Annotated in this window: 9 protein-coding genes and 1 pseudogene; 8 read left to right on the top strand and 2 right to left on the bottom strand. The window is 60.4% G+C overall.

The window, feature by feature from the left end:
* Positions 1–56 precede the first annotated feature (56 nt).
* The 5 genes and pseudogenes from pilH (at position 57) to DKB71_RS31330 (ending at position 9,703) form a co-directional block, all read left to right on the top strand.
* Positions 57–422, top strand: coding sequence for a twitching motility response regulator PilH (pilH, locus tag DKB71_RS31350; RefSeq protein ID WP_085716385.1), 366 nt, complete (start codon positions 57–59; stop codon positions 420–422).
* A gap of 10 nt (positions 423–432) precedes the next feature.
* Entirely contained in the window at positions 433–966 is a 534-nt protein-coding gene (locus DKB71_RS31345) for a chemotaxis protein CheW (RefSeq protein WP_323606613.1), read from the top strand.
* A 154-nt stretch (positions 967–1,120) separates the two neighbouring features.
* Positions 1,121–3,181, top strand: coding sequence for a methyl-accepting chemotaxis protein (locus DKB71_RS31340; RefSeq protein ID WP_408599227.1), 2,061 nt, complete (start codon positions 1,121–1,123; stop codon positions 3,179–3,181).
* Positions 3,182–3,230: 49 nt separating this feature from the next.
* Positions 3,231–9,243 (top strand): annotated as a pseudogene (locus tag DKB71_RS31335) (Hpt domain-containing protein).
* Positions 9,236–9,703, top strand: a complete 468-nt coding sequence (locus tag DKB71_RS31330; protein WP_408599226.1) for a chemotaxis protein CheW — start codon at positions 9,236–9,238, stop codon at positions 9,701–9,703. The pseudogene DKB71_RS31335 and the gene DKB71_RS31330 overlap by 8 nt, the downstream one beginning before the upstream one ends.
* Positions 9,704–10,045: 342 nt before the next feature.
* Here DKB71_RS31330 and DKB71_RS31325 read toward each other — a convergent pair whose 3' ends face one another.
* Together DKB71_RS31325 and DKB71_RS31320 are read right to left on the bottom strand one after the other, a co-directional pair.
* A complete protein-coding gene (locus DKB71_RS31325; RefSeq protein ID WP_408596762.1) occupies positions 10,046–11,473 on the bottom strand; it encodes an IS1182 family transposase in 1,428 nt (475 codons plus the stop codon).
* Between the two features lie 30 nt (positions 11,474–11,503).
* Positions 11,504–11,836 (bottom strand): DUF6124 family protein, encoded by a 333-nt coding sequence (locus DKB71_RS31320; RefSeq protein ID WP_408599225.1) that lies wholly within the window; start codon positions 11,834–11,836, stop codon positions 11,504–11,506.
* A 448-nt stretch (positions 11,837–12,284) separates the two neighbouring features.
* On the opposite strand from DKB71_RS31320, the gene DKB71_RS31315 reads away from it, so the two are divergent.
* The 3 genes from DKB71_RS31315 to DKB71_RS31305 all read left to right on the top strand — a co-directional run bounded on the left by DKB71_RS31315 (position 12,285) and on the right by DKB71_RS31305 (position 14,520).
* The gene (locus DKB71_RS31315; protein ID WP_323606611.1) at positions 12,285–12,914 is read left to right on the top strand and encodes a transcriptional regulator; all 630 of its coding nucleotides are present in this window, start codon (positions 12,285–12,287) and stop codon (positions 12,912–12,914) included.
* On the top strand, positions 12,877–13,074 hold the full coding sequence (locus DKB71_RS31310; protein WP_408601187.1) for a hypothetical protein: 198 nt from the start codon (positions 12,877–12,879) through the stop codon (positions 13,072–13,074). The genes DKB71_RS31315 and DKB71_RS31310 overlap by 38 nt, the downstream gene beginning before the upstream one ends.
* Before the next feature lie 363 nt (positions 13,075–13,437).
* Positions 13,438–14,520, top strand: coding sequence for an RHS repeat-associated core domain-containing protein (locus tag DKB71_RS31305; protein WP_408599224.1), 1,083 nt, complete (start codon positions 13,438–13,440; stop codon positions 14,518–14,520).
* Positions 14,521–14,542: the final 22 nt, after the last annotated feature.

Here is a 14,542-nt window from a genome sequence, read left to right as displayed (position 1 = left end):
ACACCTACAGAGACGCTCGGCCATTGGGCCCTGCGCCGACAAGAATGGGGAAGACCATGGCACGTATCCTGATCGTCGATGATTCGCCGACTGAAATGTACAAACTGACCGGCATGCTGGAAAAGCACGGTCATGAAGTATTGAAAGCCGAAAACGGCGCAGACGGCGTGGCCCTGGCCCGCCAGGAAAAACCCGACGCGGTGCTGATGGACATCGTCATGCCCGGCCTCAACGGTTTCCAGGCGACCCGCCAGTTGACCAAAGACCCGGACACCGGGCACATCCCGGTGATCATCATCACCACCAAGGATCAGGAAACCGACAAGGTCTGGGGCACGCGCCAGGGCGCCAGGGACTACCTGACCAAGCCGGTCGACGAAGACACCCTGATCAAGACCCTGAACAACGTGCTGGCCGGTTGATCCTGCGGCCATGAACGAATCATTGACCGCCTTCGAGCTGCTGCTGCAGATCGACCGGCGCTGTCGCTTGCTGGCGGCGGACCTGCCGTCCCAGCCGACCCGGCAGGACAGCTGGAGCGGCATCGGTTTTCGCCTGGGCGAACGCTGGTACGTCGCGCCCATGGGCGAGGTCGGTGAAGTGTTGCACGAGCCGCGGTTTACCCTGGTGCCGGGGGTCAAGCCGTGGGTGAAGGGCGTGGCCAATCTGCGCGGGCGCCTGTTGCCGATCATGGACCTGGCAGGCTTCTTCGGCCACGAGGTTTCGGCGGCGCGCAAGCAGCGGCGCGTGTTGGTGGTGGAACATGACGAAGTGTTTGCCGGGTTGTTGGTCGATGAGGTCTTTGGCTTGCAGCACTTTGCCCGGGACAGCCTGGAGCCCGCAGACACGTTGAACAGCCCGATTTCACCGTTCATCACGGGCCGGTTTCAGCGTGAACAGACCTGGCAAGTGTTCAGCCTGTTTGCACTCGCACGGTCGCAGGGATTCATGAACGTAGCCGTTTAACAGGAACGACACCGATCTAATGTGGGAGCGGGCTTGCTCGCGAAGGCGTCATGCCAGTCGAATTTAATCTTGGATGACACACCGCTTTCGCGAGCAAGCCCGCTCCCACAGGGGATTCTGGTAGGCCCAGAAGTGGGTTAACAGGCGAAGACCGATGACAAAAGCAAAAGCAGGCAAGCCAATGGAAGGGTCGCGCAGTCGATCGCAGATCATCGCGCTGTTCATCGCCCTGATCATCTTCATCATGTTGTTGTTCGCCAACTTCGCGTACCTCAACACCCAGGCTACTTACGACAAACAGTACATCGGCCACGCCGGTGAGCTGCGCGTGCTGTCCCAACGGATTGCCAAGAATGCCGCCGAAGCCGCTGCCGGCAAGGCTGCGGCGTTCAAGTTGCTCAGCGATGCGCGCAACGATTTTGCCCGGCGCTGGAGTTATCTGAAGAAAGGCGACCCCGCTACCGGCCTGCCACCGGCACCGGCCAGCGTGCGCCCGGAAATGCGCGCCGTGCAGCTGGACTGGGAGCGCCTGCTGAAAAACACCGACGCCATCCTGTCCAGCGAGCAGACGGTGTTGTCGCTGCATCAGGTCGCCGCGACCCTGGCCGAAACCGTGCCGCAGTTGCAGGTCGAATACGAAAAAGTCGTCGAAACCCTGCTGCAACGAGGCGCCCCGGCGGCCCAGGTGGCGATGGCCCAGCGTCAATCCCTGTTGGCCGAACGTATTTTAGGCGCGGTCAATACCGTCTTGTCCGGCGACGAAAACTCACAGCAGGCCGCCGATGCGTTCGGCCGTGACGCGGCGCGTTTCGGCCAGGTGCTCAACGGCATGCTCCAGGGCAACGCAGCGCTGCGGGTCAGCCAGGTCGAGGACCGAGACGCGCGTGCGCGGCTGATCGAGATTTCCGAGCTGTTCGAATTCGTTTCCGGCTCCGTGGACGAAATCCTCGAAACCTCACCGGAGCTGTTCAAGGTCCGTGAATCGGCGACCAATATCTTCAGTCTCTCGCAAACCCTGCTCGACGAAGCGTCCCACCTGGCCAGCGGTTTCGAAAACCTCGCCGGGGGACGTGACACCGACACCATCGGCGGTTATGTCCTGGGCCTGGCAGCGTTGATGTCGATCATCCTCATCGGCCTGGTGATGGTGCGTGAAACCAATCGCCAGCTGCGCGAAACCGCCGAGAAGAACGAACGCAACCAGAACGCGATCCTGCGTCTGCTCGATGAAATCGAAGACCTGGCCGATGGCGACCTGACCGTGACCGCCACGGTGACCGAGGACTTCACCGGGACCATTGCCGACTCGATCAACTATTCCGTGGACCAACTGCGCGACCTGGTGGCCACGATCAACCTCACAGCCGGGCAGGTCGCCGCCGCCGTGCAGGAAACCCAGGCCACCGCGATGCACCTGGCACAGGCCTCGGAACACCAGGCCCAACAGATTTCCGAAGCCTCCACCGCGATCAACGACATGGCCGAGTCCATCGACCAGGTGTCGGCCAACGCCGCCGAGTCTTCGGCGGTGGCCGAGCGTTCGGTGGAAATCGCCAACAAGGGCAACGAGGTGGTGCACAACACCATCCACGGCATGGACAACATCCGCGAACAGATCCAGGACACCGCCAAGCGAATCAAGCGCCTTGGCGAGTCATCCCAGGAAATTGGCGATATTGTCAGCCTGATCGATGACATTGCCGACCAGACCAACATCCTCGCTCTCAACGCGGCGATCCAGGCGTCCATGGCCGGTGATGCCGGACGTGGTTTTGCGGTGGTCGCCGACGAGGTGCAGCGCCTGGCGGAACGTTCGTCCGCCGCAACACGGCAGATCGAGACCCTGGTGCGGGCGATCCAGGCCGACACCAACGAAGCGGTCATCTCCATGGAGCAGACCACCACCGAAGTGGTGCGCGGCGCGCGTCTGGCGCAGGATGCCGGTGTGGCCCTGGAAGAAATCGAAGGGGTGTCCAAGACCCTGGCGGCGCTGATCCAGAGCATTTCCAACGCCGCGCAACAACAGACGTCGTCGGCCGGTCAGATTTCCCTGACCATGAACGTGATCCAGCAGATCACCACGCAGACCTCGTCCGGCTCTACCGCCACCGCCGAGAGCATTGGCAACCTGGCAAAAATGGCCAGCCAGTTGCGGCGGTCGGTGTCCGGGTTCACCTTGCCGGCCACCAAGGCGCAGGTAACGGACAAAGCTTGAACCGCCCCCGGGCATGGCTATCTTGATTGAAGTGGGGATTGGAGTGGTTATGGGTGATCGGCACGACTATGTGGCCCTCGAATGGGTCAAAGGCGAAATTGCCGAAACGCTGAAGCAGGCTCATCACGCGATCGAAACCCAGCTTGATGACCCGCAGGCGACGCACGCCCTGAGCGAATGCCTGGCGTGCATCCATCAGGTTCACGGCAGCCTGCAGATGGTCGAGTTCTACGGCGCGGCCTTGCTCGCCGAAGAAATGGAGCAACTGGTCACCGCCTTGCAACACAATCGCGTCAATCATCGCGATGAAGCGTTGCACCTCATGCTGCAAGCGTTGGGGCAATTGCCGATCTACCTGGATCGCGTGCAAGGCGCCCGCCGCGATTTGCCCTTGGTGGTGTTGCCGCTGATCAACGACCTGCGCAGCGCCCGGGGCGAAAGCCTGTTGTCGGAAACCAGCCTGTTCAGCCCGCAGTTGCCTGGCCTGGCACCCCTGGACGAAGCGTCCCTGGCGCGGCTGGAGCCGGCGGAATTGCCGAATGTGCTGCGCAAGTTGCGGCAGATGTTGCAGATGGCCCTGGTCGGTTTGCTGCGTGAACAGGACGACGACACTCACCTTGAGTACCTGGCCAAGGTCTTCAGCCGTCTGGAAAGCTTCTGCGGTTCAGCGCCCCTGAGCCCGCTGTGGCAGGTCGCTTCGGCGCTGGTCGAAGGCATGCGCGCCGGTGCCATCGGCAACAGCCCGGCCTTGCGCAGCCTGTTCAAGGAGGCTGACAAGGAGCTCAAGCGTCTGCTCGAACAGGGCATGCAGGGCATCAATCAGCCGCCGCCAACCGAGTTGCTCAAGAGTTTGCTGTTCTATATTGCCAAGGCCGAACATCCCACCGGGCAGATGCTGACCATGAAAGATCGCTACGCACTGGATGATGCATTGCCTGACAGCGCGATGGTCGACGAAGAACGCGCACGACTGGCCGGGCCCGACCGTGACGCCATGCGCTCGGTATTGGCGGCCTTGTGCGAAGAGCTGGTGCGGGTCAAGGAGCACCTCGACCTGTTCGTGCGCAGCGACCGCCAACACGCCTCGGACCTCGACAGCCTGCTGGCGCCCCTGCGGCAGATCGCCGACACCTTGGCGGTGCTGGGTTTTGGCCAGCCACGCAAGGTCATCATCGATCAACTGGCCGTGGTGCTGAGCCTGACCCAGGGACAGCGCGCACCCGATGACGCGATCCTCATGGACGTGGCCGGGGCCTTGCTTTACGTCGAAGCGACCCTGGCCGGCATGGTCGGCACCGTGGAGCCGGAAAGCCAGGAAGACAGCCGCCTGCCCACCACCGACCTGACGCAGATCCACCAGATCGTCATCAAGGAAGCGCGCATCTGCCTGCAGCAGGCCAAGGACATGATCGTCGACTACATCGATGCCGATTGGGACCGACAGCACCTGCAGGCACTGCCGGCCTTGCTCACCCAAGTGCGCGGTGCCCTGGCGATGATTCCGTTGAGCCGGGCGGCGAGCCTGATCGAAACCTGCAATCACTTTATCCGCGAGCACCTGCTGCTCGAACCGGGCCAGCCCGGCTGGCAGGCGCTGGACAGCCTGGCCGACGCTATCACCAGCATCGAGTATTACCTTGAGCGCCTCAGCGACGACCCCCTGGCGCCCGGTGAACAATTGCTCGACGTGGCGCAGCGAAGCCTGGCTGCACTCGGGGTTTTCCCCAGCGAACAACAGGTGCCGGTGCTGGCGGATGTCTTGAGCTCCGGCGAAGCACAGCAACAGCAGGAACGGGATGCCCCGGCCATCGCCCAGAGCCTGGCCGATGTGCTGGCCAATCCGGTCTCGGCCCTGAACCCGCCCGCCCTCGACACGCCGGGCAGCCTGCTGCCGCCGCCGTCAGGCGAGGCACCTGGTGGACGAGGAATTGCGCGAAGTGTTCATCGAAGAAACCGAGGAAGTACTGGAGATCCTTCGTGAGTATTTGCCACGCTGGTCGGGCAATCCCGTCAACCGCTCGGCCCTGAGTGAACTGCGCCGCGCTTTCCATACCCTCAAGGGCAGCGGCCGGATGGTGCGCGCCCTGGTGCTGGGCGAACTGGCCTGGGCCATGGAAAACCTGCTCAACCGCATCCTTGAACAGAGCGTGACGCCTGGCGCGAGCGTGCAGCAGCTGCTCGGCGAAGTGCTCGATCTGCTCCCGCAACTGATGGCCGAATACGCCGCCGATGCCCAGCGCCAGCGTGACGATGTCGACCAGCTGGCGGCCCGTGCCCATGCCCTGGCCAAGGGCGAAACCACGGCAGTGGATGAGGACACCCAGGACGTCGCGGCCCTCGACCCGCTGTTGCTGGAAATCTTCCGCAAGGAAGCCGAGACCCATCTGGGTAGCCTCAACCGCTTTCTCGACCAGGCCGCCGAACACCTCCCGCTGCAGGCCAGCGATGAACTGCAGCGCGCCTTGCACACGCTCAAGGGCAGTGCGTCGGTGGCCGGGGTGCTGCCGATTGCCGAGCTGGCGACGCCGCTGGACCAACTGGCCCGGGAGTACAAGGCTCACCTGATCGCGCTCGATCTGGACGAAGTCGAAGTGCTGCTGGAGGCCGAAGGTTTGTTCCGGCTTGGCTTGCGCCAGCTCAAGAGCGATCCGGTGGCAGAAATTCCCGGTGCCCGGGCCTTGATCGAGCGTGCCAGGGCGCTGCTCGCCGAGCGCCTGCAAACCCTCTCGAACACACCCAGCAGTGGCCTGCGGATAAAGCGCGACCCGCAGCTGATCAACAACTTCCTGGCCCAGGGCATGGACATCCTGCTGGACGCCGAAAGCCTGTTGCGGCGTTGGCAGCAGCACCCGGGCGAGCGCCAGGAACTCAGTGCACTGCTGGACGAACTGACCACCCTCGGCGAAGGTGCGCACCTGGCCGACCTGCACCCGGTGGATGAACTCTGCGAAGCCTTGCTCGATCTCTACGGCGCGGTGGAAGAGAGCAGCCTGGCAGTCAGCGAAGCGTTTTTCCATGAGGCACAGAGTGCCCACGAAGCGCTGATCAACATGCTCGATGAGTTGGCGGCCGGCCAGGAAGTCAGCCCGCGTCCGGAACGGGTTCGGGCCTTGCACGGCTTGCTCGACCAGAGCCTCGATCCATCCGCCATGGGCCTGATTCGCAGTGACGGCAGTCGCACCTTGAGCATCCGCGAGCTGGGCGACGCCACCGCTGAACTTGAGCGCACGCTACCCCCCCCTGTGGGAACGAGCGTGCTCGCGATGGACTCACAGGCGCCGCGGTCATCCAATGACAACGCGTCATCGTTGACGTCCATCGCTGGCAAGCCAGCTCCTACAGGGGGGCGCGCCGCCGAACTGGACAACGACATCGTCTCGATCTTCCTCGAGGAGGCCGAGGATATCCTCGAAAGCGCCAACCATTCCCTGCAGCGCTGGCTCAATGACCCGCATAACGCCGCGCCCCTGTCGTCGTTGCAGCGCGATCTGCACACCCTCAAGGGTGGCGCGCGTATGGCCGAGGTCGAGCCGGTCGGCGACCTGGCCCATGAACTGGAAAGCCTCTATGAGGGACTGGTGGATCGCCGTTACAGCCACAGCGAAGCGCTGGCGCAGCTGCTGCAACAGAGCCATGACCGCCTGGCCCAGTTGCTTGAGCAACTGCAAGACCATCAAGCCCTGGGCGATCCCGAGGACCTGATCGAAGCGATTCGCGCCTTCAGGCAAGGTCACGCGAGCAACGCCGAGGTGCTCGAAGCGGCGACCGGCAACGACTCGACCCACCATGACGGCGAGTTGCTGGACATCTTCCTTGAAGAAGGCTTCGACATCATCGAAAGCTCCGGCGCGGCGCTGCTGCGCTGGCAGGCCGAGCCGTCGAACCGCCAGGAAATGGAAACCCTGCTGCGCGACCTGCACACCCTCAAGGGCGGTGCGCGCATGGTGGAAATCGCCCCGATCGGCGACCTGGCCCATGAGCTGGAGTATCTCTACGAAGGCCTGTCCACCGGCGTGCTACAACCCACGCCGGCGTTGTTCGAGCTGCTGCAGCGCAGCCATGACCGCCTGGCCCAGATGCTCGACGCGGCGCGCGCCGGCGAGCCTTTGCCGCCGGCCGACCGGCTGATCGACGCGATCCAGAACTTCAGTCACCCGGTACTGGCTGAAACCCCGGCGCCGCTCACCGTGGCGGCGAAAGCCGAGCCACCACAGCTGCAACCCGATGCCGGGGCGGACATGGTCAAGGTCTCGGCGGAGCTGCTCGATGACCTGGTCAACCTGGCCGCTGAAACCTCGATCTTTCGTGGTCGCATCGAACAACAGGTAAACGACGCGCAGGTGGCGCTCAACGAGATGGAAACCACCATCGAGCGCATGCGCGACCAGTTGCGCCGGCTCGATACCGAAACCCAGGGCCGGATCCTCAGCCGTCAGCAGGTCGAGGCCGAGCGCCTGGGTTACGAAGAGTTCGATCCGCTGGAAATGGACCGCCACTCGCAATTGCAGCAACTGTCGCGCGCCCTGTTCGAATCCGCCTCCGACTTGCTCGACCTCAAGGAAACCCTCGACCGGCGCAACCAGGACGCGGAAAACCTATTGCAACAGCAGGGCCGCATCAACACCGAATTGCAGGAAGGCCTGATGCGCACGCGCATGGTGCCGTTCGAGCGCATGCTGCCGCGCCTCAAGCGCATTGTCCGCCAGGTGGCCGGTGAGCTGGGCAAGGACGTCGAGTTCATCGTCGGCAACGCCGAAGGCGAGATGGATCGCAATGTGCTCGAACGCATGGCGGCGCCGCTGGAGCATATGCTGCGCAACGCCGTCGACCATGGCCTGGAGCCCGCCGACGTGCGGGTTGCGGCGGGCAAACCGGCGCAAGGGCGGATCACCCTGGATCTGTTGCGCGAGGGTGGCGACATCATTTTCGATATTCGCGACGACGGCGCCGGCGTGCCCCTGGAGGCGGTACGGCGCAAGGCGATCAAGCGCGGCCTGCTCGCCCCGGACAGCGTCATCAGCGACCACGACGTGCTGCAATTCATCCTCCAGCCGGGGTTTTCCACGGCCGAGAAAATCACCCAGATCTCCGGGCGAGGGGTCGGCATGGACGTGGTGCACGAAGAAGTGCGGCAACTGGGCGGCACCATGAGCATCGACTCGGTGCCGGGGCAGGGCGTGCATTTTCGCATTCGCCTGCCGTTCACCGTGTCGGTCAACCGGGCCTTGATGGTGCAATGCGCGGAGGATCAATACGCGATTCCGCTGAACACCATCGATGGCATCGTGCGCGTGTTGCCCAATGAACTCGAAGGGCATTTTCGACTTGATCCGCCGACCTATGAATACGCCGGGCAGCGCTATGAACTGTGTTACCTGGGCGAGTTGCTGAAAACCAGCCCACGCCCACGGCTGTCGGGCCAGAGCCTGCCGCTGCCGGTGTTGCTGGTGCAGTGCAACGAGCGGCACATTGCGGTGCAGGTGGATGCCATGGCGGGCACGCGCGAGATCGTGGTGAAAAGCCTCGGCCCGCAGTTTGCGGCGGTGCAAGGGGTATCCGGAGCGACGATTCTGGGGGATGGCCGGGTGGTGCTGATCCTGGACCTGCTGGCGCCGGTTCGCGCCATGCAAGCGCGTGCGCCGCAGCGTCCGGCGAGCCACGAAGTCGAGGTCGAGGTCGAGCCGCAGCGGCCGTTGCTGGTGATGGTGGTCGACGACTCGGTCACCGTGCGCAAGGTCACCAGCCGTTTGCTCGAACGCCACGGCATGAACGTGCTGACCGCCAAGGACGGGGTCGACGCCATGCTGCTGCTCGAAGAGCACAGCCCGGACCTGATGCTGCTGGACATCGAAATGCCGCGCATGGATGGCTTCGAAGTTGCGACCCAAGTGCGCAACGATGAGCGCCTGCGGCACCTGCCGATCATTATGATCACCTCCCGCACCGGCCAGAAACACCGCGACCGGGCCATGGCCATCGGCGTCAATGACTACCTTGGCAAGCCGTACCAGGAATCGGTACTGCTCGAAAGCATCGCCCTGTGGAGCAAGACCCATGCATGAGCGTCGCCACGACTCGCGCGAAAGCCAGCTCACCGGCCTGCTGCTGCCCCTGGCCGACCGCAACCTGATCCTGCCCAACGTCGCGGTGGCGGAGCTGATCGACTACCAGCCCGCGGCCTTCAACCTGGACTCACCGCCCTGGTACCTGGGCCGGGTAGCCTGGCGCGACCGGCAGATTCCGTTGCTCAGCTTCGAGTCGGCCTGCGGGCAGAAAATCGTCATCGGCGAACGCGCGCGAATTGTCATTCTCAATGCACTCGGCGGTCGCCCCGAGCTGAAGTTCATCGCACTATTGGTGCAGGGGATTCCGCGCTCGTACAAGCTCGACAGTCAGTTGAGCTATGTGGATGTGCCGCTGTGTTCGCTGGAGAAAGCGGCGGTGCAGGTGGCGGATCAAGTGGCCAAGGTGCCGGATCTGCTGGCGCTGGAAGAGTTGTTGGTGAGTGCCGGGTTCGTCTGAAGGTCCCCTTCGCGAGCAAGCCCGCTCCCACAGGGTTTTGTGTTCGCCGCAAAACCAATGTGGGAGCGGGCTTGCTCGCGAAGGCGGCCTCCAATTCACCGAAGGCCTGACAGCTAAACCTTGGCCCGAGCCAACGCCTCATGATGATCCAACGCCCGCTCTACCAACAAATGCACACCATCGGCCCAGAGTGTGTAAAAACTGATTCAAGCATGGTCGGCGCGTAGCGCCGACGGTGGTTGGCTGGCTAATTACACCTAAAGTGCTCTCCGTAGCTCCATTACGCTTCAATGCCACTCGTAGGGCTTCTCTGCTCGTCCATCGAGCAAAACAGGAGCCCTTTCAGGCCGTCAACGCTTTCATCAGGTTCTGCGCACCGAGGATTTTCATCACTCGCTTCAAGTTGTAAGCGAGCACATTCAAACTCATTTCGGTGCTCACTCCGGCAAGCCGTCGGGTCAAAAAGTGTGTCGCACCCATCCATTGTTTGAGCGTCCCGAAGGGATGCTCGACGGTCTGCTTGCGGATGCTCATCATCTGCGGCGTATTGGCCAGGCGAACCTGCATTTCCTCCAGCACAGTTTCATGTTCCCAGCGACGTATCTTTCGCTCTCTGGCCGGAGTGCATTGCGCCTTGATCGAACAGGACCGGCAGTTAGAGCTCCAGTAACTGTTCAACGTCCTGCCATTATCGACGTAAGAGTTGCGCCAGATCAGCGCTTCATGGGCTGGGCAGACGTACACATCGTTATCCGCGTCGTAAACAAATTCATTATTGCCGAAGCGACCTTCGTATTTGGCGCGCGAGCTCAGCGTCTTCGGTACATAAGCACTAATCCCTGCCTCGTGGCAGGCAAGGATCTCCCCGCTTTTGTAATACCCTCGGTCAGCCACCACCGACAACGATTGGAGTTTCATCGCCTCACGGGCCTGCAGCGCCATTGAACTGAGCTGATCACGGTCGTGACCCTCATTGGTCACCTCGTGCGCGACGATCAGATGGTGCTTGGTATCGACCGCCGCTTGGACGTTGTAACCCACGATGCCTTTGCCGCTCGTCATCATGGAGCGCGCGTCCGGGTCGGTCAGTGAGACCTGTTTGTCCGGCGACGCCTCAAGCTGTATTTCAATCGCTTGAAGCGCCTTCATCTGCTCCTTCAGTTTGGCGATTTTCTCCTCCAGCCCCCCTTTGGGCCCTGAAGGCTTGGTCTCTTCTCGATCAGCCGCATCCAGCGCCTTCAGATAATGGGCAATGCTCGATTCGATTTCTTCCATCCGACGCTTCAGCTTGGCGCTGGTGAAATTGCGGTCGCGGTGGTTCACCGCCTTGAATTTACTGCCGTCGATCGCAACGAGGTTTTCCGAGAAAAGCCCCAGTTGCTGACACAGCACGACAAACTGCCGACAGACGCCTCGAATGGCCTTGCCGTTGTCTTTGCGAAAGTTGGCGATGGTCTTGAAGTCCGGCATCAGCCGACCGGTAAGCCACATCAGTTCGACGTTGCGCTGCGCCTCGCGCTCAAGGCGCCGGCTCGACTGGATGCGATTGAGATAGCCGTAGATGTAGATCTTCAGCATGACTGCGGGGTGGTAAGCCGGTCGGCCCGTTTCAGCAGGGACGGCGCTTTGAAAACCCAAGGCGATCAGGTCGAGTTCATCCACGAAGACATCGACAACACGCACAGGATTGGTGTCGCTGACGTAATCGTCCAGGCTCTCGGGGAGCAAGGTACTTTGACCTCGGTGTTCACCTTGAATAAAGCGTTTCATGGGCAACCCTTGCGATGAAATCCTGGGGAATCATAGCAAGGGTTGGCTTGGATGTTTTGACACACTCTGGGCCATTCGGCTGAGCGCCAAGGCTACCGAACGCCGCGAACCTTCCACCCCGTCCGCCAGATCGGCCGCAATGGCACTGATGGACAGCAGGTCTTCGGAGGCATTGGCCAGAAGCGCTTCGGTGCCGATATCGGGAGAGACGGTGAACAGCTGGAATTTTCGGCGCTTGGCCGGTTTTTCGTGAGCAGGCGGGAAGTAATGGGAGAGGGCGCGGTCGGCGGCTTCTTTGAGTTTTTCGTCTTCGACGCAAGCTTGGGGATCTGCGTCTGGGGGATTGGGAGTAACTTTGAACATAGTGAATCTCCGTCTTACGAGTTTTAGCTGCTCCCTTGGGTTCCAATCGAAGGGTGGCAGCTGTACGCAGGTTGGAACCCGGGGTAAACGGACAAAACCCGGCAGACCCGAAGGTCTCCCGCGCACAGCCGCCATAACGGAGTGCACACATTCAAGGTGCGCAAGCATACGTTATGAAAGGCGCTTTTGCGTCGTCTACACCTCGGGGTTCCAAACCCGGCCGCTGAATTTGCAGCGACACCCAAACAATAAAGATCAACGCAAAAGCGCACCAGTCAGCGGGTTCCTGCATTTCTGTAGGCAGCGCTGTCAGGCGTTGTAGCCTTCCACCCCATCCGCGGACAAATGTTTAAACACAAAACCCGACCGGCTGGCGAAGACGTTCGCAGGTTGAAGATTCCCAAAAAGGGACCTATCGTTCCCTTTTTGGGACTTATTGGTTGTCACTGTGCAAAACCTTTCCCTCTGCGAAGCATTGTTCACGACCACCCAGCAAAAAGTGCTGGGCCTGCTGTTCGGCAAACCCGACCGAAGCTTCTACGCCAACGAGATCGCGCGCTGGGCTCAAGTGGGCAAAGGCAGCCTCATGCGCGAACTGGATCGCCTGCAACGGGCGGGCATACTGACGATGTCCCGCCAGGGCAACCAGACTCACTATCAAGCCAATCCCGAATGCCCGATCTATGCCGAACTTCTAGGCATCACGCGCAAAACCTTCGGTATCGCACAGCCCCTGCGCGACGCACTACAGCCCTTCGCTGATCAACTCGTCTGGGCGTTTATCTACGGGTCGATCGCCAAGGATCAGGCCAACGCATCCAGTGACATTGATCTGATGCTGATCGGGGAGGGGCTGCACTACAGTGAAGTGATGGAACGGCTCTTGCCTCTGGAAGAGCAACTGGGCCGCACCCTCAATCCGACGCTCTACACCCCCGAAGACTGGGCCGCAAAAATAAAGGCTGAAAACAGCTTCGTCGTGCGGGTAGCGCAGCAGGACAAGATCAATCTGATGGGTGAGAACCCTGTGGAGTCCAAGGATGGGCAGCAGCGAGAATCTGGAGAATCTGGTACGTAGCGGTGGGTTGAAGGTCGAGCCGCCGGAACGCAAGGAATGCGAAGGCTTGATGCGTTCGGCAATCGCTCGACTGAAAGATGCACAAACTACTTCTTTGCTGGCGCTGGAAAGTACTGCGCAGCTTTTGATTCGGGTGCAGGAGCAGATGGGCGAACCGTGATGACCCATGGCTCAACGCTTTGGAAACTTTCCTGGCCCCTTCGCGGGCAAGCCCGCTCCCACAGGTATTGTGGTTGCCGCAGATGATGGGCAATACACGGACACTGTAGGAGCGGCGGTGCGACGATTCGACTTGCCCGCGAAGGCGTCAGCCCTGACAACGCAACTTTCATGATCATACCCAGCGTCGGTCGCCCCGAGCACCTGGCCCCCGCGGCATTGTGCGCAAGCTCGACTTCGTTCTGTCCGCTGACAATGTGGTTGGCCTCAGGCCAGCGTTTACCTATCAGTTCTGCTAGTAGACACCTGCAGCACAAGGGCCGAAGCTCAATGCCACCAGCAAGGAGCAGCAGGAGCCCTGCCAATGCCTTCCCCAAACAAAGAAGTTCTCTGCACTTATCACTATGATCCACTGGACCGTCTGATTGGCTCGAATCCGGTCAAACAGGACGCTCTTCAGCGTTTTTACTGCAAAAACCGTCTGGCCACGGAGATCCATGGCTTGGCGCGCTGTTCGATTGTGCAGGAGGGTGATCAGTTACTGGCACAACAGAAACGTTTGGGCGGCTCACTGGAAACGGCTTTATTGGCCACTGATCAGCAGCGTTCAGTGATGCACACAGTGGATAGGAACTCGCTACCGATTGCTTATTCTCCCTATGGTCACGCAGAACGTGATTCAACCAGTTTGCTGGGTTTTAATGGTGAACGGCCGGATGCGATCACCGGGTATTATTTGTTGGGTAATGGTTATAGGGCGTTTAATCCGGCGTTGATGAGGTTTATCAACCCAGACAGTATGAGTCCGTTTGACAAAGGTGGGCTAAATTCATATGCCTACTGTTTGGGAGATCCAGTTAATAGGTCTGATCAAACAGGAAATTTTTCTGCTCCTTGGATCGCAAAAGTGTCGAGCTCTTTTATTAAAACTCGCCTAAAAGAAATCTCCAGAACTCCATGGTACGCATGGAGCACCAGGGAGATTGAGCTAGTGAAACATAGTACGAAACAGAGTCCATTTAGCCAAACTGCATTGCAGTCGAGTGAATTATTTGGCGTTCAGTCATCCTCTAAGCGCTTCTCACCCGGTCCTGCTTCAAAAAAATTAAAATTTTCCATGGAATCTTCACCTAAAACACTTAAGTTGCTCAGTGCAGAGGCTGTTGTTGGACAGTCTGTGGTCCCGGCTCCTGCGCCCCTCAGAAAACTTGTTAACCTTAATCACTACAATAGCGATCTGTTGAAGCGATATTCCGAGCTTCGCAATAATGATGATGTACAAAGCTTTATGCGTACGCCGCGGGGCGATCAGCTAATTTATCATCGTAGAGCTAACACTTTAGCAATGTACTACATGAGAGAGGGCTTCAGTGAGGCCAGGAAAGATGGATATAAGCCTACACCTTCTACTATTCTAAAAAGCATTGAAAAAATCAGGAACCAATAGGTTAGAAGTTATCACCAAATTA

Source organism: Pseudomonas sp. PLMAX, assembly GCF_046042685.1.
Taxonomy (GTDB): domain Bacteria; phylum Pseudomonadota; class Gammaproteobacteria; order Pseudomonadales; family Pseudomonadaceae; genus Aquipseudomonas; species Aquipseudomonas putida_AE.
Note: the sequence above shows the minus strand (reverse complement) of the source record. Positions and strands in the feature narration are given on the sequence as shown.

Bases quoted from the DNA above. Each gene is read 5' to 3' on its own strand.
- DKB71_RS31320 (WP_408599225.1), bottom strand. From the start codon at position 11,836: ATGTTCAAAGTTACTCCCAATCCCCCAGACGCAGATCCCCAAGCTTGC.
- DKB71_RS31305 (WP_408599224.1), top strand. From the start codon at position 13,438: ATGCCTTCCCCAAACAAAGAAGTTCTCTGCACTTATCACTATGATCCA.
- pilH (WP_085716385.1), top strand. From the start codon at position 57: ATGGCACGTATCCTGATCGTCGATGATTCGCCGACTGAAATGTACAAA.
- DKB71_RS31340 (WP_408599227.1), top strand. From the start codon at position 1,121: ATGACAAAAGCAAAAGCAGGCAAGCCAATGGAAGGGTCGCGCAGTCGA.
- DKB71_RS31325 (WP_408596762.1), bottom strand. From the start codon at position 11,473: ATGAAACGCTTTATTCAAGGTGAACACCGAGGTCAAAGTACCTTGCTC.
- DKB71_RS31310 (WP_408601187.1), top strand. From the start codon at position 12,877: ATGGGCAGCAGCGAGAATCTGGAGAATCTGGTACGTAGCGGTGGGTTG.
- DKB71_RS31345 (WP_323606613.1), top strand. From the start codon at position 433: ATGAACGAATCATTGACCGCCTTCGAGCTGCTGCTGCAGATCGACCGG.
- DKB71_RS31330 (WP_408599226.1), top strand. From the start codon at position 9,236: ATGCATGAGCGTCGCCACGACTCGCGCGAAAGCCAGCTCACCGGCCTG.